This is a genomic window from Mammaliicoccus sp. Q-M61 (assembly GCF_022386055.1).
Classification (GTDB): domain Bacteria; phylum Bacillota; class Bacilli; order Staphylococcales; family Staphylococcaceae; genus Mammaliicoccus; species Mammaliicoccus sciuri_A.
Map to the genome: position 1 here is coordinate 180,990 of NZ_JAJNJL010000003.1, position 26,638 is coordinate 207,627.

At 30.7% G+C, this 26,638-nt stretch carries 27 protein-coding genes; 23 read left to right on the top strand and 4 right to left on the bottom strand.

The window, feature by feature from the left end:
- The first annotated feature begins 148 nt into the window (after positions 1-148).
- From LQ677_RS06310 to LQ677_RS06365, 12 genes are all read left to right on the top strand, one after another.
- Positions 149-955 (top strand): energy-coupling factor transporter ATPase, encoded by an 807-nt coding sequence (locus LQ677_RS06310; protein WP_191836485.1) that lies wholly within the window; start codon positions 149-151, stop codon positions 953-955.
- Positions 952-1,815 carry an energy-coupling factor transporter ATPase gene (locus LQ677_RS06315; RefSeq protein WP_191836484.1) on the top strand — a complete coding sequence of 288 codons (864 nt, stop codon included), beginning with the start codon at positions 952-954 and terminating at the stop codon, positions 1,813-1,815. Before LQ677_RS06310 ends, LQ677_RS06315 begins: the two co-directional genes overlap by 4 nt.
- Positions 1,808-2,605: an energy-coupling factor transporter transmembrane component T family protein gene (locus tag LQ677_RS06320; RefSeq protein ID WP_025906477.1), complete on the top strand. Its 798-nt coding sequence runs from the start codon at positions 1,808-1,810 to the stop codon at positions 2,603-2,605. The genes LQ677_RS06315 and LQ677_RS06320 overlap by 8 nt, the downstream gene beginning before the upstream one ends.
- A gap of 10 nt (positions 2,606-2,615) precedes the next feature.
- Positions 2,616-3,419: a tRNA pseudouridine(38-40) synthase TruA gene (gene truA / locus LQ677_RS06325; RefSeq protein WP_049320036.1), complete on the top strand. Its 804-nt coding sequence runs from the start codon at positions 2,616-2,618 to the stop codon at positions 3,417-3,419.
- 209 nt (positions 3,420-3,628) lie between these two features.
- Positions 3,629-4,066, top strand: a complete 438-nt coding sequence (gene rplM, locus LQ677_RS06330) for a 50S ribosomal protein L13 (protein ID WP_025906474.1) — start codon at positions 3,629-3,631, stop codon at positions 4,064-4,066.
- A gap of 19 nt (positions 4,067-4,085) precedes the next feature.
- Positions 4,086-4,478 (top strand): 30S ribosomal protein S9, encoded by a 393-nt coding sequence (gene rpsI, locus LQ677_RS06335; RefSeq protein ID WP_025906473.1) that lies wholly within the window; start codon positions 4,086-4,088, stop codon positions 4,476-4,478.
- A 220-nt stretch (positions 4,479-4,698) separates the two neighbouring features.
- Positions 4,699-5,526 carry an RCC1 domain-containing protein gene (locus LQ677_RS06340; RefSeq protein WP_191836483.1) on the top strand — a complete coding sequence of 276 codons (828 nt, stop codon included), beginning with the start codon at positions 4,699-4,701 and terminating at the stop codon, positions 5,524-5,526.
- A 154-nt stretch (positions 5,527-5,680) separates the two neighbouring features.
- Positions 5,681-7,261, top strand: coding sequence for an ATP-binding cassette domain-containing protein (locus LQ677_RS06345; RefSeq protein ID WP_191836482.1), 1,581 nt, complete (start codon positions 5,681-5,683; stop codon positions 7,259-7,261).
- 459 nt (positions 7,262-7,720) lie between these two features.
- Positions 7,721-8,806 (top strand): hypothetical protein, encoded by a 1,086-nt coding sequence (locus tag LQ677_RS06350; protein WP_239748173.1) that lies wholly within the window; start codon positions 7,721-7,723, stop codon positions 8,804-8,806.
- A 245-nt stretch (positions 8,807-9,051) separates the two neighbouring features.
- Positions 9,052-11,787 carry a TrlF family AAA-like ATPase gene (locus LQ677_RS06355; protein ID WP_239748174.1) on the top strand — a complete coding sequence of 912 codons (2,736 nt, stop codon included), beginning with the start codon at positions 9,052-9,054 and terminating at the stop codon, positions 11,785-11,787.
- Positions 11,788-12,209: 422 nt separating this feature from the next.
- Positions 12,210-13,313 carry an ImmA/IrrE family metallo-endopeptidase gene (locus LQ677_RS06360; protein WP_191836474.1) on the top strand — a complete coding sequence of 368 codons (1,104 nt, stop codon included), beginning with the start codon at positions 12,210-12,212 and terminating at the stop codon, positions 13,311-13,313.
- A 103-nt stretch (positions 13,314-13,416) separates the two neighbouring features.
- Positions 13,417-14,094, top strand: coding sequence for a YjjG family noncanonical pyrimidine nucleotidase (locus LQ677_RS06365; protein WP_191836473.1), 678 nt, complete (start codon positions 13,417-13,419; stop codon positions 14,092-14,094).
- Between the two features lie 38 nt (positions 14,095-14,132).
- Here the strand turns inward: LQ677_RS06365 and LQ677_RS14780 are convergent, their stop codons facing one another.
- Positions 14,133-15,857, bottom strand: coding sequence for an ABC transporter ATP-binding protein (locus LQ677_RS14780; RefSeq protein ID WP_191836472.1), 1,725 nt, complete (start codon positions 15,855-15,857; stop codon positions 14,133-14,135).
- A gap of 313 nt (positions 15,858-16,170) precedes the next feature.
- On the opposite strand from LQ677_RS14780, the gene LQ677_RS06375 reads away from it, so the two are divergent.
- The 4 genes from LQ677_RS06375 to LQ677_RS06390 all read left to right on the top strand — a co-directional run bounded on the left by LQ677_RS06375 (position 16,171) and on the right by LQ677_RS06390 (position 17,801).
- Entirely contained in the window at positions 16,171-16,650 is a 480-nt protein-coding gene (locus tag LQ677_RS06375; RefSeq protein ID WP_078354928.1) for a hypothetical protein, read from the top strand.
- 10 nt (positions 16,651-16,660) lie between these two features.
- Positions 16,661-16,870: a helix-turn-helix domain-containing protein gene (locus LQ677_RS06380; protein WP_037589004.1), complete on the top strand. Its 210-nt coding sequence runs from the start codon at positions 16,661-16,663 to the stop codon at positions 16,868-16,870.
- Positions 16,871-16,950: 80 nt separating this feature from the next.
- Positions 16,951-17,322, top strand: a complete 372-nt coding sequence (locus tag LQ677_RS06385; RefSeq protein ID WP_025906454.1) for a VOC family protein — start codon at positions 16,951-16,953, stop codon at positions 17,320-17,322.
- A 17-nt stretch (positions 17,323-17,339) separates the two neighbouring features.
- Positions 17,340-17,801 carry a DinB family protein gene (locus LQ677_RS06390; RefSeq protein ID WP_126477234.1) on the top strand — a complete coding sequence of 154 codons (462 nt, stop codon included), beginning with the start codon at positions 17,340-17,342 and terminating at the stop codon, positions 17,799-17,801.
- Positions 17,802-17,824: 23 nt separating this feature from the next.
- Here the strand turns inward: LQ677_RS06390 and LQ677_RS06395 are convergent, their stop codons facing one another.
- Positions 17,825-17,968: a hypothetical protein gene (locus LQ677_RS06395; RefSeq protein WP_167739975.1), complete on the bottom strand. Its 144-nt coding sequence runs from the start codon at positions 17,966-17,968 to the stop codon at positions 17,825-17,827.
- Between the two features lie 87 nt (positions 17,969-18,055).
- On the opposite strand from LQ677_RS06395, the gene LQ677_RS06400 reads away from it, so the two are divergent.
- The 3 genes from LQ677_RS06400 to LQ677_RS06410 are packed head-to-tail and all read left to right on the top strand — an operon-like array spanning position 18,056 to position 19,742.
- Positions 18,056-18,259: a DUF1272 domain-containing protein gene (locus LQ677_RS06400; RefSeq protein ID WP_037589002.1), complete on the top strand. Its 204-nt coding sequence runs from the start codon at positions 18,056-18,058 to the stop codon at positions 18,257-18,259.
- A gap of 19 nt (positions 18,260-18,278) precedes the next feature.
- Positions 18,279-18,719: a GNAT family N-acetyltransferase gene (locus tag LQ677_RS06405; protein ID WP_191836470.1), complete on the top strand. Its 441-nt coding sequence runs from the start codon at positions 18,279-18,281 to the stop codon at positions 18,717-18,719.
- A gap of 18 nt (positions 18,720-18,737) precedes the next feature.
- On the top strand, positions 18,738-19,742 hold the full coding sequence (locus tag LQ677_RS06410) for a zinc-binding alcohol dehydrogenase family protein (protein WP_191836469.1): 1,005 nt from the start codon (positions 18,738-18,740) through the stop codon (positions 19,740-19,742).
- Positions 19,743-19,984: 242 nt separating this feature from the next.
- Here the strand turns inward: LQ677_RS06410 and LQ677_RS06415 are convergent, their stop codons facing one another.
- The gene (locus LQ677_RS06415; protein ID WP_025906449.1) at positions 19,985-21,421 is read right to left on the bottom strand and encodes a YhgE/Pip domain-containing protein; all 1,437 of its coding nucleotides are present in this window, start codon (positions 21,419-21,421) and stop codon (positions 19,985-19,987) included.
- The gene (locus LQ677_RS06420; RefSeq protein ID WP_025906446.1) at positions 21,414-21,872 is read right to left on the bottom strand and encodes a MarR family winged helix-turn-helix transcriptional regulator; all 459 of its coding nucleotides are present in this window, start codon (positions 21,870-21,872) and stop codon (positions 21,414-21,416) included. Before LQ677_RS06420 ends, LQ677_RS06415 begins: the two co-directional genes overlap by 8 nt.
- 249 nt (positions 21,873-22,121) lie before the next feature.
- Here LQ677_RS06420 and LQ677_RS06425 point away from each other — a divergent pair, with 249 nt between their 5' ends.
- Genes LQ677_RS06425 through LQ677_RS06440 form a run of 4 tightly spaced genes read left to right on the top strand, consistent with a single transcriptional unit; the run spans position 22,122 to position 26,636 of the window.
- Positions 22,122-23,222 carry an ABC transporter ATP-binding protein gene (locus LQ677_RS06425; protein ID WP_058611907.1) on the top strand — a complete coding sequence of 367 codons (1,101 nt, stop codon included), beginning with the start codon at positions 22,122-22,124 and terminating at the stop codon, positions 23,220-23,222.
- 41 nt (positions 23,223-23,263) lie between these two features.
- A complete protein-coding gene (locus tag LQ677_RS06430) occupies positions 23,264-24,517 on the top strand; it encodes an extracellular solute-binding protein (RefSeq protein ID WP_239748175.1) in 1,254 nt (417 codons plus the stop codon).
- An 8-nt stretch (positions 24,518-24,525) separates the two neighbouring features.
- Positions 24,526-25,794 (top strand): sugar ABC transporter permease, encoded by a 1,269-nt coding sequence (locus LQ677_RS06435; protein WP_107609238.1) that lies wholly within the window; start codon positions 24,526-24,528, stop codon positions 25,792-25,794.
- Positions 25,794-26,636, top strand: coding sequence for a sugar ABC transporter permease (locus tag LQ677_RS06440; RefSeq protein ID WP_025906438.1), 843 nt, complete (start codon positions 25,794-25,796; stop codon positions 26,634-26,636). Before LQ677_RS06435 ends, LQ677_RS06440 begins: the two co-directional genes overlap by 1 nt.
- Positions 26,637-26,638 lie beyond the last annotated feature (2 nt).

Here is a 26,638-nt window from a genome sequence, read left to right on the forward strand (position 1 = left end):
GCGCTTTTTTATTTTAAATCCGTTTATACGGATTTTTTTTATTGCATTTTATTTTATAATAGGTAATATGTTTAAAGTAATTAATGCTTACAATTTCGTATGTATACTGTAAAATATATAGTAATTAACTTGTTGAAGGATGAATGTTATGGTGCAGGAAAATTTGATTAGGTTCTCGAACGTTACATTTAAATATGATGAAAATGAGCCAGCTGCACTTCGCGATGTTTCGTTTAATATACAAAAAGGCAAGTGGACATCCATTGTCGGACATAACGGTTCTGGAAAGTCTACAATTGCTAAATTAATGATGGGTATTAATCAAAATTATGAAGGTGAAATCATTGTTGATGGCATCTTACTGTCGAACGATACAATTGATGAAGTGAGAAGACATGTAGGTATTGTATTTCAAAATCCTGATAATCAATTTATTGGTTCAACTGTAGAGTATGATGTAGCATTCGGTATGGAAAATCAAAGTATAGACTATCACGTTATGCATGAAATAGTTGATGAGGTATTAACAGAAGTTGGCATGTCAGACATGAAAACATTCGAACCAAGTCATCTTTCAGGTGGACAGAAACAACGTGTCGCGATTGCAGGTATATTAGCGATGTCACCAGACATTATGATTTTAGATGAAGCGACAGCTATGCTTGATCCTGAAGGTAAAGAGAGTATTATGAACTTAATTAAATCTATTCAAAGTGAACACCACTTAACAGTTATCTCCATTACACATGATTTAGAAGAAGCTGTTAATGCTGATGAGATTATTGTGATGAATAAAGGTGAAGTTTATAAACAAGACATACCTGAAGAAATATTTAAGCAAGGTGCCTATTTAACTGAAATTGGCTTAGACTTACCTTTTGCTATGAGAATGAACTACTTGCTCAATCATAATTATGAATATACAACATTCGAACAGTTGGTGAATCGATTATGAAAATAACGTTTGATCACGTCACTTATGACTACAGTATAAAGACACCATATCAATATAGAGCTTTAAATCAAGTTTCTACAACATTCACAGAATCTAAATTTTATGCTATTGTTGGCCAAACAGGTTCTGGTAAATCAACATTAATTCAGCACTTAAATGCTATATTAAAGCCGACAGAGGGACAATTAACAATCGGTGATACAAACATTACGAAGAAGACGAAATCAAAGAAATTAGCGCCAGTGCGTAAAAAAGTAGGTATCGTCTTTCAATTTGCAGAACATCAATTATTTGAAGATACAGTTGAAAAAGATATTATTTTTGGACCGCTCAATTACGGTATGAATAAAGAAGCAGCTATTCAAAAAGCAGAATCTCTAATGGATTTGTTAAACATGGATCGTAGCTTATTAAAGAAATCGCCATTTGAGCTCTCAGGCGGTCAGAAACGACGTATAGCCATTGCAGGTGTATTAGCTATGGAACCTGAAATACTTGTCCTTGACGAGCCTACAGTAGGCTTAGATCCGAAAGGGCAACATGATATGATGGAACTCTTCAATGACATCCATGAAAATCTCGGTATTACGGTTATCTTAATTTCACACCAAATGGATATCGTACTTAAATATGCGGATGAAGTTAAAGTCATTAAAGCTGGTGAAATCGTTGCAGAAGATAAGCCAGTTAATATTTTTACAAATGAAGAACTTCTGAATCAAACGCATCTTGAACCACCTAATATTATTAAACTTCAACAAGCAGTTGAAGCTAAATATAATATGAAGTTTGATCAAATCGCGACAAGTGAAGAGATGTTTAAAGATATGTATGAAAAGCAGGTGAAGCCTCATGACTGATAAGTTAATAATCGGGCGATACATACCTGGTAATACAATAATCCATCGATTAGATTCACGCATGAAAATGCTGTATGTATTTATATTTATGATATTAATATTCTTTTGTAATTCATGGGCATCTTATGGCTTTATGGTGTTAACAGTGTTAATCATTATGTATTTAGCACAAATAAGATTCTGGTTCTTAATTAAAGGACTAACACCTGTTATGCTGCTGTTTATTTTTACGTTCATCATGCATTTAATTGTGACTAAAGGCGGACCAGTCATTATTGATTTAAAACTATTCACAATTGAACAAAATGGTGTTGTACAAGGTGCATTTATTGTTTTAAGACTTGCACTTTTAGTGATGATTTCAACAATCATGACGTTAACAACAAGTCCGATAAGCTTAACAGATGCAATAGAATCAATGTTGAGACCATTAAAAAAGGTTAAGTTCCCAGTACATGAACTCGCAATGATGATGTCCATATCCCTTAGATTTATCCCAACATTAATGGATGAATTAGATAGAATCATAAAAGCACAAACATCAAGAGGATCTGACGTAACAGCAGGTAGTATATTTAACAGATTAAAAGCTATTATTCCACTACTCATACCAATGTTCATATCGGCGTTTAAACGAGCAGATGATTTAGCAGTTGCTATGGAAGCTAGAGGTTATAATGCTTCAAATCAACGAACAACCTATCGAAAATTAAAATGGAAACTAAGAGATAGTATTGGACTCGCAACAATTATTGTTGTAGCGATAGCATTATATTTATTAAGGAATTGAGGTGCAGACTTTGAGAATGTTAGTGAAAATTTCATATCACGGTGGACAGTTTATGGGATTTCAAATTCAACATCATGAACGAACTGTGCAATATGAATTTGAGAGAATTCTAAAAAGAATGCATCAAACATTTGTAAGAATACATCCTTCAAGCAGAACTGATAAAGGCGTGCATGCAATAGAGCAGTATTTTCATTTTGATACACCATTAAATATTAAACCAGATAAATGGGAATATGCTTTTAATTCAGCATTGCCTAAAGATATACACGTACAAAGTGTAGAACAAATTGATGAAGACTTTCACTGTAGATATGATTGTGTCGGTAAGAAATATCGTTATAAAGTTTATATCGATCCAGAAAGACATGTATTTGAACATGACACAAAAGTACAACAAAAGAAACCCGTTGATATTGATTTGATGAATCAAGCTGCACAACATTTTATAGGTACACATGACTTTACAAGTTTCTGTTCACAAAAGACTGAAGTGCAAAATAAAGAACGTACCATTTATCAAAGTGAAGTCGTTGAAACAGATGACGGATTTGAATTTATCGTTACAGGATCAGGCTTTCTATATAATATGGTAAGAGTCATGGTCGCTTATTTAATACTCGTCGGTGAAGGGAAGAGAAGCGGTGATGATATTCATCAGCTTCTAGAAGAAAAAGATCGAAACAAAGTACCACATACAGCACCAGCACATGGGCTATATTTAGAAAAAATTTACTTAGATAAAGCAGAACTTATCAAAGAGTTCGGAAATGATATCAAAATATATAATAAAAAGTCTTCAGAAAATGTTTAAAACCAATTGACAAAAAGACAAATAAATTATATTATAGACAACGGTATTGTTTTATATCACCACCACGATAAGCCCCGGAATCTTATTGTGTTTTAAGATATAGAAGCAGGAATCAGACTAAGGAAATAAGATGTATATATGAAGCTTTGGTACAGGTTAATATATACATCTTAACCCAGAACTTTTTTAAAATTTAGGAGGACACTATAATGCGTCAAACATTTATGGCTAATGAAGCAAACATCGATCGCAAATGGTACGTTGTTGATGCTGAAGGACAAACGTTAGGTCGTTTATCATCAGAAATCGCATCAATCTTACGCGGTAAACATAAAGTAACTTACACACCACACGTTGATACAGGAGATAACGTTATCATCATTAACGCTGAAAAAATCTACTTATCAGGTAATAAAGAACAAGATAAAATTTACTACCGTCACTCAAATCACCCAGGTGGATTAAAATCAGTATCTGCTGGTGAATTAAAAGAGAAAAACCCAGTTCGTTTATTAGAAACATCTATCAAAGGTATGTTACCTAAGAGCAAACTTGGTGAAAAACAAGGTAAAAAATTATTCGTATATGCTGGTGCAGAGCATCCACATGCTGCACAACAACCTGAAAACTACGAGTTACGTGGTTAATTAAGAGGAGGATACTACATTGGCACAAGTTGAATATAAAGGCACAGGTCGTCGTAAACATTCAGTAGCACGTGTACGTTTAGTACCTGGTGAAGGTAACGTAACAATTAACAAACGTGACGTACGTGACTACTTACCATTTGAATCATTAATTTTAGATTTAAACCAACCATTTGATGTAACTGAAACAAAAGGTAACTACGATGTTTTAGTAAACGTTCAAGGTGGAGGTTTCACTGGACAAGCACAAGCTATCCGTCACGGAATTGCACGTGCATTGTTAGAAGCAGATCCAGAATACCGTGGATCATTAAAACGCGCTGGATTACTTACACGTGACCCACGTATGAAAGAACGTAAGAAACCTGGTCTTAAAGGTGCTCGTCGTTCACCACAATTCTCAAAACGTTAATATCCCAAAGTTGTTGCGAACTTGTTCGCTTACAAATTTGGTACGCAAATTGCATACGCAATTTGTGTTCAACAGAATATACGTTTCAACACTTCTCGAACAACTTCGAGGAGTGTTTTTTTATTTTATGGACTAGTTGTATTGAGTTTGTCATACTGATAGAAGTTATAATGGTTTCAAGTAAGTTTATTCTTAATAAAAGTTAAATTAAGGAGATATTATGAATGTAATGAGAGGTCAGTATAAACGTATTTCTGCAGGATCAAGACATGTGCTTATTCGTGAGAAGGATAATAAAGTAATAGCTAAAGGTAATAATAAAAATGGGCAATGTAATGTTGATTTATGGAGTAATATTAAACTACTTAGTGCTGGGAATGTACATAAAGCAAGAAATACTGGTAATACACATTCAGTAGGATTAATGCACAGTGGTTCAGTTATTGGAAGCGGGAATAATCAGCATGGACAAATTGACGTACATGATTGGCAAAATGTAATAGATATAGATTGTGGTTGGATGCATACAGTAGGTGTATTGAAAAATGGCAGCGTGCAAGCAATCGGGAGAAATACTGAAGGTCAATGTAATGTATCATCTTGGAATAATATCATTCAAGTTTCTGCTGGAGATTGGCATACATTAGGTTTATCTATAAATGGTTCAGTTGTTGGTGCTGGCAATAACACAAGAGGACAGATTAACGTTTCAGACTGGAACCATATAAAACAAATTTCAGCAGGATATCTACATTCATTAGGATTAAAACAAGATGGAACAGTTGTAGCAACAGGAGATAATAAATATGCTACTTGTGATATAGAAGATTGGAAGAATATCGTGTATCTTTCAGCAGGTAGTTATCATTCTGTAGGATTAACTCAATCAGGAAACGTAGTAGCAACCGGGAAGAATGATAATGGGCAATGTGATACAACTGAATGGGAAAATATCATTTGTGTAAGTGCAGGATCAGACTATACTATTGGTATGAATAAAGATGAAGAAATTTTAATAGCTGGAAATGATGAATGGATTAGCGTGTAATATAAATTGTATAACTTTAAAACACTTCTCGAACAACTTCGAGGAGTGTTTTTTTGTAAGTGGAAATTTAAATAACTAAAATGTGATGTAAATCATATTAGGAAAAACATTTTCTCTTTATAATATATTAATAATTTTTTTAAGGAGAAAGCCGATGATTAAAATATTATTACAAAGTAAGAAATTTATTTTAGTAACGGTATTAATGACTATCGTCACATCATTATTAACAGTTGCTATTCCTATACTCCTTACACAAGTATTCTATTCAAATTATAAGTTAAATACTAATGCACTCTATTTAGTCATTATATTCATGTTTATAACTTATATGTTACAAATATTTATGGTAATTATTAGAGAAAATTTTGCCTTAAGTTTCAATAAAAACTATGCTACTGATTTGTATAAAAAAGTATATGATATGAAATATGATGAAATTTTAAAAAAAGAACCAACATATCTTATTGATCGTGTTGGTCAGGTGGTTATCAGTTTATATTTTTTTGTAACAAAATCGTTAATTGGTACATTAAGCAATATCATCATATTAATAACGTGCTTAATAATAGTTTTTTATATCAATATTTATATAGCGATAACACTGCTTTTATTGATTCCATTAAACTATTTTGGCTATAAAATGATTAATACAAAACTTCAAGAAAAAAGTTTGCAAATGCAAAAAGAGACTTCTACAGGATATAAGGAAATTATCGCTGTTTATAAAAATATAGATATGATGAAACAAGAAAGCTATGATAGAATTGAAAATTTGATTTCTCCATCAATTGAAAGAATATACAAATCGATGGCTGAGGTTAATAAATTTGGTCAGAGTACTAGTTTAGTAATAGAGTTAATTAATACTTTTGTCCAAAATTTAACGTTTTTCATATTAGCATATCTAATCATAATTGGAGAAACAAAAGTAGAAGATTTAGTCATTATCAGTGTGATACTACCTATTTATTTCATATCATTGCAAGCTTTTACCAATGTAAATCTTGAATTACGAGATCTACTTGCTTCTAAAGAATTTTTGGATACAGAAGTTCAAAATAATCAAGAAGCCACAAGTGATTTAAAACTAGATACTATAAAATCAATAGCATTTAATAATCCTACAATAACAATAAATGAAAGAGAATTTAGATATCATTTTAGTGAAGAGTTTTATCATGGTGATATCGTTTTTCTTGAAGGGCATTCTGGTTCAGGAAAAAGTACGTTAATGAAGTCATTGCTAAACTTTAGAGAGAGTTCAGGAATTCGAATTAATAATATAAATGTATGTGATATTGAAAAAAATAGTTTGAGAGAAAAAATTCTTTATATTTCTCAAGATATGTCTATTCTTCCAATGGAATTAAAGCACAACATACTCTATGGTAAGAAAGATGACAATATAAATTGGGATACATTAAAAGAAAACATCATTCTAAAAAGTATTTTAAAAGATAAAGACATTGATGATACTGTCTATGAAGGTGGAACTAATTTTTCAGGTGGAGAAAAACAAAGATTGATGCTATCAAGAGTATTGCATGAAAAGGTAGACTGCATTATATTAGATGAAGCAACTAGTAACATTGATAAAGCATTAGAAAATGAGATCTTTAAATTTATAACAGAACGATATTCAGACAAAATTATTTTTATCATTTCCCACGATTTAGAAAACAAGAAGTATTGTAATAAAGTTATCGAATTGAATAATAATATTAATACCTAAATCTTCAACACTTCTCGAACAACTTTGAGGAGTGTTTTTTGTGATGATAAAGGTATCTGAAAGAAAATTTTTTATCTTAAAAGTTGTTGTAGTTTAAATCATCTGAACCAGTATAACAATATATATAATGAATGTATTTCTATCTGTAATATTTATACAGAAAATAGATTTTCAAAATTTAATGGGAATTACTTTAAATTATTAATTATTATAACTCATAAAAAAATAAAGAAAATTAACTGAATATTCTATATAATAATGATATATTATATAGAAAGTGAGAGGTGATTAATATGGTTATAGGATCAGTGAAAAAAATAGAAATTAACCCTCCCTTGGGTATTAATTTTATTGGTTATCATCGTGATAAACCTATTTTAGAAATTTTACATAATATATGCTATTGTGCATTATATTAAAGATAGTAAAAAAGAGATGTTGTTTATATGTATAGATAATGTGGGCTTATTAAAAGAATTTAGCGATGAGATAAGGAATAGAATTTCTGAAGCTCATGATATTGAATTTAATAATATTATATTGAATTTCAGTCATACTCATTCTGGTCCAGCAACAGCAGATGGGAAACAAATTACCATTAAATATAATCAAGAGTTAATAAATAAATTATTAAAAGTTTCATTAGACTGCATAAAAAATGCTGAACCTATTGAGATTTCGTGGAACCTTGATCAAATAGAAATTTCTGATAACCGAAGAGAAATAATAAATGGTTTAGCCACTATGGGAGTAAGAAAGAATACATCAGTGGATAATAGAATCGGATATTTAAGTATTAGAAGCAAAGATAGTAAAGAAAATTTAGGATTATTGATATTTATGTCATCACATCCTAATATTTTGAAAAGTAATAGTTATGTCCTTTCCAATGATTATATAAGTGTCATAAGAAAAAGATTAGAAAGTAAACATGCTAATGTTTCTGTGGTACAGCTAGGTACAGGAAATTTAAATCCTAAATGGCGTGGTAATCGAAAAGATTTAAGTATTGTTGCTAAAAAAATAGAAGAGTCATTTAGTAGTCAAACACTTATTTATGAAGACGTAGAATCATTTAGAATCTTTAATAAAAAGTATGATATTGAGCTTATGAAGGCTCAAACGTTTATTCAAATAAAAGAACAAGCAAAATATGCATCTAATATCTGGAATTTAAATACAACAAAATGGGAATCTGAAATGCTGAAAAGAATTAATGAACCAATGTTCTTAGAATTTGAAATTAGTGGTTTCAAATTAAATGAGGGTATATTTATAGGTATTCCTTTTGAACCATTCTATGAAATGTCGCTAGAAGTCAAAGAATTGTTAGAAAATGATTTTAATTTTTTCGGTGGATATACTAATGGTTATTATGGTTATTTACCATATAAAACAGAATATCAGTATAGAGGTTACGAAGTAGATATTAATCCTGTTGTATATGGTCCACTAACAGGAATGTGGATGCCTGTATCAATTGAAGAGTCAAATAACGTGATTGTTAATACAATTAAATTAATAAAAGAAACTAATTTGATTTGAAATGTTATATGAATTAGAACAATTATGGATATCGAGTAGTAAATTAAATTTTTTTGTGGTGAAAGTAATTGTGAAGTCAGTTTTAATTTTTAATTCAGTAATTGAGATACTTTATATCTATAACAATAATTAACGAATATTTGTATAAAGTAAATCACTGTCATAAAAAGTGTTATTAACATAGTTAAAATGAAAAATAATATAAAGTAGTTTGTATATAAACCAATATGAAAGGGAGTAAGTAAATGGTCGGAAATAAATGGTATAAGTGTGATCTTCACATACACTCAACGGCAAGCAAATGTTTTCATGATAAATCAGTCACTGCAGAGCAATGGGTTGCAAAGTGTAAAGAAAAAGGACTGGATTGTGTTGCTTTGACTGATCACAATACGGGTGCTAATATCGATGAATATAAAGAAGTAGCCGAAAAAAATAATATTATATTGTTTCCTGGTGTTGAGTTAACCTGTGGAGAAAGTAAGACGCATTTATTAGTCTTATTTGATCGTAATTCTGGAACTACAGAGGTAGAAGATTTTATATTGAAAATGGAGATTGAAAGGGATAAGATGGCGTCATCAGATGCAAATTCACCAAAAACTGTTTTAGAGGTGATAAACTATGCTGAAAGACATGGATTAGTCGTTATTCCAGCCCATATTGATGAATATAACGGTCTATCAGGTTTAAGTTATGCTGTACGACAAGATGTCTTTAAAGCACCTAATATTTCATCTGTTCAAGTCGTACAAAAAGAATTCTTAGATATTTTGCAAGATAATCTTTCAGGTGAAGATGCAAAGAGAAAAATTGCTAGTGTTGGACAACGATATGGAAACGTTGGAGAGGATACTCTTGCAGAATGGTTAAAACCTGTACGAGAAGCAATAAATAATAATATTAATTTTTTGACGTTCTCAGATAACCCTCATGAAGAAGGGAATCCGAAGCATGGTTTGTGGGGAATAGGCCAAAGATATACATATATAAAAATGAAAGAAAATCCTGACTTATATTCGCTTAGAGATGCATTGATGCTTGGTAAAAGTAGAACTCAATCAGATTTTATTAATTCTAATAAAAATGATAGGAAGGTATCAATCAAAACACTTAGTTTTTCAGGCACTACTTTAAGTAGTAAGGAAGTTAAAGTAGATTTTAGTAATAATTTAACAACGATAATAGGTGGAAGAGGCACGGGAAAATCATGTATAACACGACTGTTATTTTATGTATTAGGTAAAGAAGATAAACTTAGAGATTATTCAGAAATATACGCTGACTATTCAAAATTTTCTAAAATAGCAGATAATGAGTCAGGTGTATTTACTGAAAATACAAAAGTTGTTTTAGAAGTTTCTTATGAAGGATCAATGTATAAAATTATTAGAACACCTATATCACATCAGGTATTTTCAGTGGATTTTGAAAAAAATGAAGAACTTACTGACTTTAAACGTTTGGAAATGCTTTCGGAAAACATTAGCCTTTATATGCAAAAACATATTTATGAGATTTCGAAAAATCAAAAAAGCATTCTTGAATTGGTGGATACATTTAATTTTACAGAAATAGCTGAAATAAACGAGGAAATTAATAGTTTTAAAAGTGATATTCTGAAAATTAATATGGACAATGTTAAGCTTAAAGAAGAAGTAGATAAAAAACAAATTTTACAATTAGGAATTGAGGATTTAAAAAATAAAATATTAAAGTTAGGAACTGGACATAACAAGAAAGTGTTTGAAAAAAACAATCAAGAAACACAAAATAATAAAACTATAGATGACGATTTGACTCAATTTCGTAAAATTCCTGCACAATTGCAGAGTTTGATAGATCAAGTTTTTATACCCGCAAAAAAACTATCAGTTTCTTCTGAAATTGATGGATTTAGAAGTAATTTGTTAGATAAGATAAAATATGAAATTGATGGAATATCTGAACATATTCTAGAAATAACGAAAAATATCGATGAATATCAAAAAGAAATAAATAATTCAAATTGGCATAAAGAGTTTAAAAAAATTGATGAAGAGTTTAAGCAGATGAAAGATGAATTAGAACCGGGTGAACTCGAATCGATGGAAAACCTAGGTTTACTTCACGAGGAACTAAAAGTGAAAGAAAAACAATTAGAAAAAGTTATTGAAAAAGAAGATAAATTCAAGCAGAATAATAGAAAAATAGAAGAATTAAGCAAGCAAGTAGACTTAAGCCTTAAAAGATTAACTCAGGAAAGACGTAGGTTTTGTAAAGAGATATTCAAAGATATTGATGGAATAACCGCACAAATACAACCTAATAGAGATTTTTCATCTTATGTTGAGGAATTGAGAGTAATATTAGGCAAAGAAGATAGCTTTGGATCTGAATTTGATAGTCTTCTTCAAAAGTTAAAGGGGTCTGATTATTCTTACAAAGATGTCTATAAAGATATTAAAAAAATCAGATTAGGAGAAGAGAGTACTATTTTTACAAATAAAAAATTGATTAATTATTTTAATAAGTTATCAAACACTCAATTATCTGAAGTTCAGGTTTTAACTCCAAATGATTTGATAACTATAACAATTGAAATAAACAAAAAAAAGATTAGTCTATCTAATGCGTCAGCAGGACAAAAGACATCAGCAATTTTATCAATGATACTTGCACATGGAGATTCAGTACTAGTACTTGATCAACCAGAAGATGATTTAGATAGTCAATTGATTAATAATTTAATAGTTAAGAGTATATTAAAACGTAAAGAAAATCGTCAAATAATAATTGTTACCCATAATGCTAATATTCCAGTAAATGGAGATTCAGAATGGTTAATTTGTATGGGTGATTTGAAAGAAGTTATGCCAGATCTTTATGGTTCGGTAGATGAGCCTACAGTTAAAAATCGAATCTGTAAAGTTATGGAAGGTGGAGAAGATGCATTTAATCACCGTGCAGTCAGATATGGTTTTAAACAGAATATGAAATAATATATGATGAAAAAATAACGTAGTGAAAGTTGCAAAAAGAATTTCTAATTTTTGTATAGTTATTACATATGAGGTGAAGAACATAACATTATAATAAAAATTAAATTCAAAGTATGACTAGTCTATTTTATAGTGTTAATTGGTGTTAACTTTGTCTAAATCAATGAGTTCCTATTATCGGATTAGCATCTTAATATTTTGTAATCATTGATATAAAAGAATTAATTTGTATTGTGTATTTTTCGTTTCAGCACATACAATTCTCAAAACGGTAATATATTTAGAATATATCATCGTTGCAACACTTCTCGAACAACTTCGAGGAGTGTTTTTTATATGTGGAAATATATGTGGTGGTATAATATATTTAATATAAATAGAGAACTTAATGCATTTAATGATAACTAAAGGGGGGGAACGTGATGAGTACAGAATTGGCAGTAAATAATAAAGTTCTATCTCGATACATTCATAATTCTAATACACCTATTGACGCTATAGCTAAACGCATTAAAAGTATAAATCTCATTCTCGATGGTAAGAAAAATCCTACTTTTAATCAGTTATCCACTATTTCAAAAATGATAAATGTACCAGTTGGCTTATTAATTTTAGATGATTATATTGAACCATATGAAGAAAAATTAGATTTTAGGACAATTAATTCATCTGATATTGAAGAGATGAGTAGTGAACTTAAAGATACGATTAAAGAAATGAGAGTTAAGCAAGATTTCTTGAAAGATGAAGTAGAAAATCATTTAGATTTTATAAACAAATTTAGTATCAATGATAATTATCAACATGTAGCTGAAGAGATTAGAAAATATTTAAATATAAATATTAATTACTTTGAAAATATCGATGATAATCCATTTACTTATTTCCGTAATAAAATAAGTCAGATTGGTGTTTTTATTTTCTTGAATGGTAAATATAAAGACAATACTCATAGAAATTTGAATATTAATGAATTCAGAGGATTTGTTTTAGCTGATCAAAAAGCACCTATTATTTTTATTAATCAAAAAGATTCTAAAAAAGGACAACTCTTCACACTTGTTCATGAACTTGTCCATTTATTTATAGGCTATGATGAAATATATAATATTAAAGAAATTAATCATAGTAAATTTGATAAAGTAGAAGCCTTTGTAAATAAAGTTACAGCTGAAATATTAGTACCAAGTAAAATATTTGAGACTATAGGTAATAAGCCGATAGATGAATTATTAAAAATATTTCCGGTTAGTGAATATGTCCTTATAAGAAGACAATACGATTTTAACTTTATTACGCATAATGAATATAAAGAACAGGTTAAAGTATTAGAAGAAAACTATCAAGAAATCAAAAATATTGATAGAAATAAAGGTGGAAACTACAGAAATAACTTGAACTTTAGGATGGATAAAAACTTTTTTAATTATGTTGAAAATGCAGTTAAGTCAGATAAAATTTCGTATACTGATGCTTTTAAAATATTAGGAGTAGGATATAAAGGTTATAAAATATTAGAGAACTAACTCTAAATAATGCATTACACTTCTCGAACAACTTCGAGGAGTGTTTTTTTAGGTAATGGTATAATATATTCCATAACCTTACAGACTAAAAGGGGATTTTTCGATGTATAAACATATTTTATTTGATTTGGACAATACTTTATTAGATTTTAATGCTGGTGAAAGGGAAGCGATTAGAGCGGTTTTTGAATCTGAGGGTATTGTGTTTAATGAATTGAATTTTAAGCAGTATCAGGATATTAATAAGCGTTTATGGTTAGAACTTGAGCAGGGCAAGGTTTCTAAGGATGAAGTGTTAACGACTCGCTTTAAGGAGTTTTTTGAGTCATTTGATTTAAATGTTGATGCGCGTGCTAAAGAGGCTATTTTTAGAAAGACGTTGAATGATAATCATGAGCTGGTTGATGGTGCGAAAGATATATTAAGTTATTTGAAAGAAGCGGGTTATCATCTTTATAGTGCTTCTAATGGTGTTTATGAAACTCAGATGAAACGCATGCATGATGCAGGTATTTTTGATTATTTTGATGATCATTTTATTTCAGAGAAAATTAGATTTGAAAAGCCTCATAAACAATTTTTTGATCATTGTTTAAATGTTATTAAAGATGATGATACGTCACATTATTTAATGATAGGAGATACGTTAACATCTGATATTGTTGGTGCAAATGAATATGGTATTGATTCATGTTACTTTGACCATCAAAATCTTGGTAACGGGGATATTGCGACGTATGTTATAAATCATTTAGAAGCGTTAAAGGATATATTGAAATAAGCTGAGACGTATTGTCTCAGCTTTTATAATGCTTATATTTAGTTCTCTTCGTTGATATACATTCTATAATAGAATCCTTGTTTGTCTATTAGTGTGTCGTGATTACCAGATTCTATAATGCCTTCTTTTGTTAGGACGTATATGTTATCTGCATTTCGAATTGTTGATAATCGATGGGCGATAACGATAGTTGTGCGATTGAGTGTCAGTTGTTCCAATGATTGTTGAACGACTTTCTCACTTAAATTATCTAAAGCACTTGTGGCTTCATCTAAGATGACAACTTCTGGGTTTTTTAGAAACATTCTTGCGATACTAAGTCTTTGCTTTTGTCCGCCAGAAAGTTTAGCACCTTTTTCACCAATTTGTGTGTGATAACCATTTGGCAGTTGTTGAATAAATTCATGTGCATTGGCTAATTTAGATGCATGAATGATTTCATCCATTGAAGCTTCAGGATTACCATATTTAATATTCTCGTAAACGGTACTTGAGAATATATAGACATCTTGTTGAACGATACCTATTTTTTGTCTAAGTTCTTCAAGAGGGATCGTTCTAATATCTTGATGATTAATCGTTATGGATCCTGATGTGACATCGTAAAATCTTGGTAGCAGATTGGCGATGGTTGATTTACCTGAACCTGATGGGCCAACTATCGCAATATATGCACCGGGTTCGATTGTTAAATTTAAATTATGGATAATATATTCTTGGTCATATTGAAAGTAAACATGATCAAATTGAATAGCACCATTTGAATGTTGTGTTTGTTGTTGGTGAGTATTCTCTGAAGTTATATCCGGTTTAAGTTGCATTAATTTAAAGAAGCGGTTAAAACCTGAAATACCTTCATTATATTGAACAGACAGCTTAACAAGTACTTCTATAGGTGTTGCGATATTACCTACATAAAGTACAAATGCTAACAAATCCCCAATAGAAATTTCTTTTTTCATAATTAGTAATGCACCGAGTACAATGATGATGACAGGCATTGCTTGAATGATGGACCCTATAATCTCATTATATAGAGCTTCATATTTATGAACTTTCTTTTTGATTTCAATTGCTTTTTTATTAAGTGATTTATACTGATTACTTTCAAATGATTCATTCGTAAAAGATTTTGTAACTTTAATTCCTGATATCGTATTTTCTAAAAATCCATGAATTTCAGCATTGGTAGCTTTATCTTGTTCATAGATAGAAGAGAGCTTTTTGATGTAGTACCAATAAACCACAATCATAATAGGAATAAATAGCATCATCACAATTGTTAATTCTACATTGATATACAAGAGAATAATGACAGCACCTATAAAACGAATAATGTACATTAAGATATCTTCAGGACCGTGATGATATAACTCTGATAAGTTCTCAAGATCACCCGTTAATCTCGACATCAAACCACCTGTACTATTTCGGTCGAAAAAGTGATGAGGTTGGCTTTGAATATGTTCATATAACTCTTCGCTCATATCTTTCTCCATCTTTGCACCCATAACATGACCATAATAATCTATAAAAATATGGCACAAAAATTGAATCAATATGAGCAATACCATAGCAGCACCTAGTAAGTAAATTTCTTTAACATGCGCTACAGAGAAATGTTGAATTAAATTCTCTGTGATATAACGAATAATCAATGGTATTACAAGCGTTATAACCGTAACAAGTAATGAACAAATTAAAGTTAAACCGAAAATTCGTTTATAAGGTCTGTAGTATGATATGAATTTTTTAAATTTCACAATAATAGCTCCTTAAGTTTTATTGGTGTCGTTTACCAATAAACTTAATACATTTCACTTAAAGGTAAACGACCTCAGTGGCAGTAGTTAAAAGGATACGATTATTATTTTTTCTCATGGTAATCTTCCTCTCTAGTGTAAAATTACAGTAAAGACTGTTACTGAGAGTATAAGTTAAAATCCAATAAAACACAACGTGGATGAGAATTACTTGATATAACTCTTTTTTTATCGAAAAACAATAATTTTTATTGATAAACAATAAAAAAGGTGTTAAACTTTTATTGAAAAACGATAAAAGGGAGAGGTTTCGATGAGTAATATTAGTAATACTGAAAAACGTAGTTATTTGATTACATTAATAGCGATGATCATACATGCTTTGTTAGTGGTTGTTAATCTTGTGGTTTTCTTTAGAAAAGTACCTTTGAGTACTGCATTTGATATAAAGAGTGGCGTATTATACTACATGATATGTTTTATTATTCAAGCACTGTTGTTAATTGCTTTCTTTATATTTGTGTTGAGCTTTATAAAGAACATCAACAAAAAGGATTTCTTTAATTCAGGAAATTATAATAAAATATTCTTTTCTTCAATCATTATTATGGTATATGGTACATTAAACTCAATGAAGAGTTTAATTGGTGTTGACGTCACATATAAAGAATTATTAAGTACTACTCCTTATACAACGGTATTATTGCTGAGTATCTCTTTAATGATGTTAAACTTCTTAACAATTTATAATGAATCTGAATCAATGAAAGAAGAACATGATTTGACTGTTTAAGGGTGACAAGATGATAAAAATTAAATTAGATGAAATATTAAAAGAGAGGCATGTTTCTCTGACTGAACTTGCTCAAGAGGTAGATATTACGATCGCAAATTTATCTATTTTAAAGACTGGAAAAGCTAAAGCTGTTAGATTTAGTACACTAGAAGCAATATGTGAATACTTGGATTGTCAGCCTGGTGACATCATGGTTTATGAAAAGGATACAGAGTGAAATTAAACTTTGTTATTTTTGCACTTGAATCATATATAGCGTATTCTAAATGTAATAAATGAATGAAGGTGATATGTATGATTGAAAAGTTACATCAAGTCATGTTATATGTTGATGATCAAGAAAAGGCTGTTGAATTTTGGAAAGATGTAATGAACTTTGTTGTGAAGTCTGAAGACGAGTTGCCTGAAGGTTTCAAATCTGTAGAGATTGCACCTAGTGAAGATGCTGAAACGTCATTTGTATTATTCGATAAAGCTTTTATTGAAAAGTACAGTCCTGAAGTGAGTTTAGAAACACCTTCTTTAATGTTTAAAGCTTCGAATTTTGATGAATTATATAAGTCGTTAAAAGAACAAGGATTAACTGGTCATGATATTATAGAAATGCCTGAGGGTAGAGTATTTAATTTTCATGATAAACAAGGTAATTATTTTGCAATTACTGAGTAAAAACGGAGGGAATTGAAATGATAGAAACGCAGTTCCGAATTTCTTATAGTATGTTATCTGATGTTGTCAAAGATATAGATGAGAAACAAGCGGATTTTCAACTGGAGTTAGCGAACAATAATATTAAATGGCAACTTGGTCACGTAATTGTGGCAAATGAATCATTTGTCTTTGGTACAAGTGAAGAAGGTAATATACTCGGTGAAAAATTAGGTAAATCATTCTCACCAGGTACTTCACCACAAGATTTTACAGGTGTAGAACCAACTTTCCAAGAATTAAAAGGCATATTAAATCAACAACTAGAAAGAATATTAAATGCACTTGATGAACAAATGGACAAATCAAGAAAAGCACCGATAGCGAATATGGATACTTTTGCAGAAACAATTTCATTTGGCATATTGCATACGAATTATCATACTGGTCAAATTAAGTTGATGAAATCAATGTTAGATAAATTAGATCAAGGCGTATAAAAATATAGAGAGAAAAGAAACGATTATGTTTCTTTTCTCTCTTTTTCATTAGAACAGTCAAAGCATAATAATGTTTTGTCTTCTTGCACGACACCTTCTATAAAGCCACTATTACAATAAATATCTGTTTGGCATTTGGCACATTTACCTACGAATTCTTTTTCCATAGAATCACACCTTAAAATTCATTTTATGTACTTAAAAGTGATATGATAATTATGTATATACTAACATATTTTTATGGAGTGATAGAAATGGCTTTAGAGATGAAACCAAATTGCGAAAAATGCGGATATGAATTTCATAAGAAAAGTAATGCTTTTATATGTGTTCAAGAAACAACATACTGTAGAGAATGCGCTGAAAATTTATATTATGTATGTCCAGAATGTAATGGTGAACTAGTCGTTCGTCCGAAAGCAAAAGCTGATACTAAAACTGTAATGGGAGACCGTTAAGGATAAATGAGGTGATGGATTGAATATTCGAAGATTACAACTCAATGAGATAGAGAAAGTTGTTGCTGTATTTGATGACTATCGTGTTCATTTTGGACAACAATCAGATATAAAGATGACGTATGAATTTATATATAGAAATGTTTCTCGTGAAGATGCTGTTATATTTATAGCTGAAGCGAATGAGCAAGTGATAGGATTTGTACAGCTATACAAGATGTTGTCATCAATGAAAATGTCAAACCTACTTATTATTAATGATTTATTTTTAACAGCAGATGCGAGAGGTCAACGAATTGGTGAGCAATTAATGAACCAAGCATTTACTTATGGGAAAGAAAATGGATATGAGACAATATATTTAGAAACCGAAAAATCAAATAAAGCTGGTAATCGTTTATATCAAAAATTAGGCATGCAAATCGATGATGAACATAACTATTATCATAAACATTTATAAACAAGAGGTGACTTTTAGATGAAAGCAATTGGGTTTAGTAACAGTTTTGATTTGAGAGTATCAAATGAATTTGAAGAAAGAGATATACCAGTTCCAGAAGCTAAAGGAAGAAATATTTTAGTGAATGTGAAGGCTGCGAGTATAAATCCTATAGATACGAAATCAAGAAATACATCTGATGGGGAATTTAAAATATTAGGGTATGATGCAGTAGGTGTTGTAGAAGCGGTCGGAGAAGAAGTAGAATTATTCCACGTAGGTGATGAAGTATATTATTCTGGCACAAATACGAAACAAGGATCGAATGCAGAGTATCAATTAGTTGATGAACGACTTGTTAGCATTAAACCAGAACACTTATCTTACGTTGAATCAGCAGCTTTACCTTTAACAGCACTAACGTCATTTGAAGCATTATTAGAAGGACTAAATATTTCATCTAACCCTGAAGATAATAAAGATAAGAAGTTACTTATTATAAATGGTGCTGGTGGTGTAGGTTCTGTAGCTACTCAAATTGCGAAACATTTGGGGCTAACAGTTATCACGACAGCATCACGTAAAGAAACAAGAAGATGGTCAGAGAAAATGGGTGCTGACATCGTGCTCAATCATAAACACCATTTACCAGATGAATTAAGAGCACATAAAATTAATCAAGTAGATTATATTTTTAATACACATAGTAGCGATGCATACTTTAATGTAATGGCAGAAATGATTAAGCCAAGAGGAAAAATCGTAGCACTTGTTAATTTTATGGATAAAGTAGATTTAAATTTATTAAAAGATAAAAGTGTGACATTCTCATTTGAATTTATGTTCACTAGACCAAAATATGAAACAGACGACATGATCGCACATCACGAATATTTAAGAAAGTTAACATATTTATTAGATAGAGGTACGATTAAAACGACAGTAAATAAGACACTAAAAGGATTAAGCGTAGAAACAATTACAGAAGCACATCGTTTAATAGAAGAAGGAAAAAGTATTGGTAAAATAGTAATAGAATATTAAGTGTACTAATAGAGATTTCGTTACGAACACTTCTGGTCAAACTTGTTTATAACGGGTGCGTTAATTACAAAAGTCGGCCGAAGTGTAACTATAGGTGTCTATAATTACAAAAGTCGGCGGAAGTGTAACTATGGCGGTCTATAATTACAAAAGTCGCTACAACTGTAACTAACGGCGCCGTCACTACTTAAAATAAACTACAAAAAAGCACAACCTCACGCGAGGTTGTGCTTTTCTACATCTTAATAGTCGTTTTCGTTTGCGATACGTCTTAAGTGTGGATATTTAGAACGTATTACATATACAAGTAATGTTAGTGCTGCGAATACAATTGCGATAAGTCCTATTATAAGCATTGATTGTCCATAAGTTACGTCACTTGTGAAGTTAAAGATATTTTCTCTTAATGCTTTGATTACATAACTCATTGGAGAGAATGGGTGTAAGTCTTGGAAGAACTTACCTGATAATTCTATTGGGAATGTACCTTCACTTGATCCTAATTGTAAGATTAATAGTATAATCGCTAAGAATTTACCGATATTACCTAATACTACTGTTAGGAATGTCACAATCATATATGCTGCAATACTCCATAAGATAAGTGTTAAAGTGAAGTGTCCTGGATTGGCGATATCAATTTCAAATCCGTATAAACATAGTACCGCTAATGCTAATGCTGACCCTAAAGCTTGCATCATGAATATTGCAAACTTACTTAACCACCATTTGAATCCTGTAGAATCACCAATTCGTTTATCAATAGGGTAAACTGCTGAGAATGCAACTGCACCTACATATAAACTTAATGATAAGATATATGGCGCAAAGCTTTGACCATAGTTATTAACTTCTGTTAAATCATCTTCGTTTGATACGACTGGATTATTGATTGCTTTAACATTTTTATCTTCAAAGTATTTATCATCTGATTGTTTAATAGCTTTATCAATATTTGCTTTTAATTTATCGTTATTAGCTTGTAAATCACTTAAACCTTGAGATACTTTCATACTGCCTTGTAAAAGTTGTTGTCCTTCTGCACCAGCCATTGGAGCAAGTTGTTCTAATCCAGATTCAACTTGTTTATTACCATCAATGAGTTGAGATTCTGCATCTGACATTTGTCCAAGTGCTTTAGAAGTATCTTTATAACCATCTGTTAATTTATTCATACCTTTAAATGATTCTGAAATATATTTCTCACGAACAGATTCACTTAAATTATCTTCAACAGCTGTAATAGCTTTAGATGCGATTTGTGAACCAGTGTAACTATAACCAGGGTTCGTTTTGACATTTAAGTCGATTTTTTTAGGATTTTTATCTAACATAGAACCTGCATTTTTAGTCGTTTCAGCTGGTATTGAAATGACAGCATAAGATTCACCATGTTCTAAATGTTTGTCTGCAGTTTCTTGAGAAACAAATTCCCATTTAAATTTATCATTGTCTTTTAATTTATCTACTACGTCTTTACCGATGTCTGCCTTTTCACCATTGATTTTTCCACCATTATCGCTATTTACTACAGATATCTTTAATGAATCCGTCTTTCCGTATGGATCCCATAAAGAACCTACAAATACTGAACTATAAATAAGTGGAATAAGCATAATTGCTATTAGTGATACGAGTAGAAACTTATGTGTCCATAAATTTTTTATATCATCAAACATGATTAACATTGTCCTTTCCTGTTATAAGTTTATTAGCTTTCTCTAATTGTTTAACAAACGTTATAATTTCTTCGTCTGAAAAGTGAGAAGACAGTTTACGATTAAATGTTTCGTAAATAACATCTTCAGTACGCTTTACAAGTTCTAAACCTTTATCTGTTAGCAAAACAGATTTCTCTCTTTTATCTTCGCCTTGCTGAATAGCAATGAGGTCTAGATGCTTCAATTTATTAATTCTGTTTGATATAGCAGTCTTAAAGACACCTTGTTTAGAGGCAATAAAACTGTATGTGCATCTAGGAAAATCTTTAATAATTTTTAAAGTTTGATATTGTTCTTTAGAAACAACTTCATCTAACCCAGAATTATTTAAAATCTTTGCAACTTCACTGTGTATATTAATGATGGATTCTTGGAATAGGTTAAAAGCTTTTTTTAATTCTTCTTCCATGATTAGTACACCTCCTGTACTTAATACAAAGAGTATAGTACACCCTATGTACTATAATTGCAAGAGGTTTAACTCAAAAAAGATACAATCGTTTGCGTGTAAAGGCTTTCTTTTAAAAATAAATGGTTTATATTGTCGTGAATTATTAATGCAATCGTTTGCATAAAATTGTTGACTTTTTAACTTTTTACACATATGATAAATCTATATTAAATTTTGAAAGCGATTACAATTATGGAGGGTTTATCTATGGCTGAAATGAAATTAGAGAATATAAAGAAGACATACGACAAAGGTAATACTGTAGTACATGATTTTAACTTACATATTAAAGATAAAGAGTTTATTGTTTTCGTTGGTCCATCAGGGTGTGGAAAGTCAACAACTTTGAGAATGATCGCAGGATTAGAAGACATTACATCAGGAAATTTTTTTATTGATGATCGAAGAATGAATGATGTCGCACCAAAAGATAGAGATATCGCAATGGTCTTTCAAAATTATGCTTTATACCCACATATGACAGTATATGACAATATGGCATTTGGACTTAAACTACGAAAAATGAATAAAAAAGAAATAGATAAAAGGGTTCAATACGCAGCTGAAATTCTTGGATTGAAGGAATATTTACCAAGAAAGCCTAAAGCTTTATCAGGTGGTCAAAGACAAAGGGTTGCATTAGGTCGAGCAATTGTAAGGGATGCGAAAGTATTCTTAATGGACGAACCTTTATCTAATTTAGACGCGAAATTAAGAGTTCAAATGAGAACAGAAATATTAAAGTTGCATGAACGTTTACAAACTACAACGATTTATGTCACACATGACCAAACAGAAGCTTTAACGATGGCAACACGTATTGTTGTCTTAAAAGATGGCGATATTATGCAAATAGGTACACCACGTGAAGTATATGACGCACCAGAAAATGAATTTGTTGCACAATTTATTGGATCACCAGCAATGAATATTTTTGACGCAAAAGTTAATAAAGACGAATTAGTGATTGGCAATCAAGTGATTAAATTAAATGAAAGTAAAGCACGCATGCTTAATCATAATGGCTATGATGGCAAGACGATACGATTCGGTATTCGACCAGAAGATATTCATGATGAACCTGTATTTATTAATGCTAATAAAGATGTAACTTTCAAGACTAAAGTACTTGTTAGTGAATTATTAGGTTCTGAAATTATGATTCATGGATTATTTAACGATGAAGAAATTTGTGCCAAGTTAGATGCTAGAACAGTCATTCATCCAAATGATGAAATTGAGCTCGCTTTAGATTTAAATAAATGTCACTTCTTTGATAAAGAAACTGGAGAGAAAATTAAAAATTAATTGATTGAGTGAATTAACAATTAATGAAAGAAGGGGATTAGATGAAACATTTACTAAAAATTTGCTCAATATTACTCGTGACATTATTGCTTGCAAGTTGTGGTCCTAATCGAACACAAGAAGATATTGATAAAGCACTGAATGATGATGAAAAAACAGCCAAACCTAAGTCACTTACGATGTGGGTAGATGGCGATAGACAAATGGCTTTTTATAAGAAAGTAACAGAAGATTATACAAAAAAGACAGGTATTAAAGTCATTCTTAAAAATACAGCTCAAGATGACCAAGTAGATAACTTATCGCTTGATGGTCCTTCAGGTAATGGACCTGACTTATTCTTCCAACCGCATGACCGTGCAGGAGATGCTTATTTACAAGGATTAGCGGCAGAAATTGATTTTACAGATGAAGAATTAAAAGGTTATTCCAAAGAAGCATTACAAGCTTTAAATTATGAAGGTAAACAGTTAGCATTACCCGTTATCGTAGAATCAACGGCTGTTGTCTATAACAAGAAACTTGTTAAGACACCACCAAAGACGATGGATGATGTTGAAAAAATCGCAAAAGATGTAACGGACAAAGATAAAAAGCAATATGGATTTATGTTTGATGCAAAAAACTTCTACTTTAATTATCCATTTTTATTCTCACAAGGCGGATACATATTTAAAGAAGAAAAAGATGGATTTAATACAAATGATGTTGCTGTAAATGATCCATCTGTCGTGAAAAATGGAGAGAGATTACAATCTTGGTATGACAAAGGTTATATTACGAAGTCAGCTAATCAAGATGTTATTGTAGGACTGTTTAAAGAAGGAAAAGTAGGCATGTTTGTAACAGGTTCTTGGCAAACGAATGAGTTTAAAGAAGCACTTGGTGATGATTTCGGAACAGCAACTTTCCCAACTGATAATGGTAAAGAAATGAAACCATTCCTAGGGGTAAGAGGTTGGTTTATATCCGAATATAGTGAAGAAAAATACTGGGCTAAAAACTTAATGCTGTATTTAACAAATAAAGATAATATGCAGAAATATACAGATGAAATGCAAGAAATTACAGGTCGTACAGACGTTTCTTCTAAAAATGAATTATTAAAGCCATATGAAGAACAAGCTCAAAATGCCATTCCAATGCCAAATATTCCAGAGATGAGTCAAGTATGGGATCCGATGGGAAATGCAGCGACATTTATATCCAACGGTAAAGACCCTAAAGAAGCGCTTGATGAAGCGAAAAACGGTATTGATGAACAAGTAGAAATTATGAATGCATCTAAAAAATAAAAGAAGGTGTGAAAATGAGAAATCCAAAATTAGCTGCCATACTATCGATTATTCCAGGTATTGGCCAATTCTATAATAAAAGATATATAAAAGGTAGTATATTTATCGTATTTTTTATTAGTTTCATTTCAGTATTTTATCAATTTATGAATATTGGGTTCTGGGGATTATTCACTTTAGGTACAGTGCCTAAACTAGATGATTCAAGGGTTCTATTAGCACAAGGTATCATTTCGTTATTATTAATTGCATTTGCGATCACTTTATATGTCGTAAATATCATAGATGCTTATCGTAATGCAGATCAATATAATAAAGGATTTGAAATTAAAGATCGTAAAGGTCGAATGACGGCAACATGGGATAAGACTTTCCCATATTTATTAATATCACCAGGTATCTTTTTATTAATCTTTGTTGTCGTATTTCCACTTTTATTCATGTGTTTTTTAGCTTTTACAAACTACAATTTATATAATGCACCACCTAGACATTTATTAGAATGGGTAGGATTTGATAACTTTAAATCATTAGTTACAGTACCTATTTGGAAGACAACATTCTTTAACGTATTAACTTGGACGATTGTTTGGACTTTAGTAGCGACTACTTTACAAATCGCGTTAGCGTTATTACTCGCTATTATTGTTAATCATCCACTTATTAGATTTAAAAAGCTTATTAGAACAGTATTAATCTTACCTTGGGCAGTTCCATCGTTCGTGACAATATTAATCTTTGCGGCCATTTTTAATGATGATTTTGGTTCGATTAATAATGATATCCTACAACCATTATTCGGCATTGCACCAGCTTGGTTAAATGATCCATTCTGGGCAAAGGTTGCTTTAATCTTAATTCAAGTTTGGCTTGGATTCCCATTCGTATTTGCTTTATTCACTGGTGTTCTACAAAGTATTTCATCAGATTGGTATGAAGCGGCAGATATGGACGGCGCATCAAGTTGGCAAAAATTTAGAAATATTACGTTTCCGCATATTTTATTTGCGACTGCACCATTATTAATTATGCAATACGCAGGAAACTTTAATAACTTTAATTTAATTTACTTATTTAATAAAGGTGGTCCACCTGTTTCTGGTCAGAATGCAGGTAGTACAGATATCTTAATTTCATGGGTTTATCGATTAACATTTGATATGCAAAATTATAATATGGCTGCAACGATTTCATTAATTATCGGTGTGTTTATTGCCATTATTGCATTCTTACAATTTAGAAAGACAAGTACTTTTAAAGATGAGGGGGATATTTAATGAATAAGAAGAATAAAAATATATTAAGAGCGATTATCATGTATGGCATTTTGATTATTATGTTTATTATCATTATTTATCCATTACTGTGGACTTTAGGGTTATCACTTAACTCAGGTTCCAATCTTTATGGTTCTTCTATGATACCGAAAGATGCATCTTTGAAAAATTATATTTATTTACTAACTGATCCATCAAGTGACTACCTTACTTGGTATAAGAATACTTTAATCGTGGCGACGGCTAATGCATTATTTTCAGTGATCTTTGTTGGTTTAACGTCATACGCATTTTCTAGATATCGTTTTGTCGGTAGAAAATATGGACTGATTGCATTTTTAATTTTACAAATGTTCCCGGTATTGATGGCAATGGTAGCAATTTATATCTTATTAAATACAATAGGCTTATTAGATTCACTATTCGGTCTTACGTTAATTTATATAGGTGGTTCCATTCCGATGAATGCTTTCTTAGTAAAAGGATATTTCGATACAATTCCTAAAGAATTAGATGAATCTGCTAAAATAGATGGTGCAGGACATATGAGAATATTTTTCACAATTATGTTACCGTTAGCTAAACCGATTCTAGCAGTTGTTGCATTATTTAATTTTATGGGACCATTTATGGACTTTATTTTGCCAAGAATTTTATTAAGAAGTCCTGAAAAATACACACTAGCAGTCGGATTATTTAATTTTATAAATGATAAATTCGGAAACAACTTTACAGTATTTGCTGCTGGGGCAATGATGATTGCAATTCCAATTTCTATCGTATTCTTATTATTACAAAGATACTTAGTGACTGGATTAACGGCAGGTGCTACAAAAGGATAATA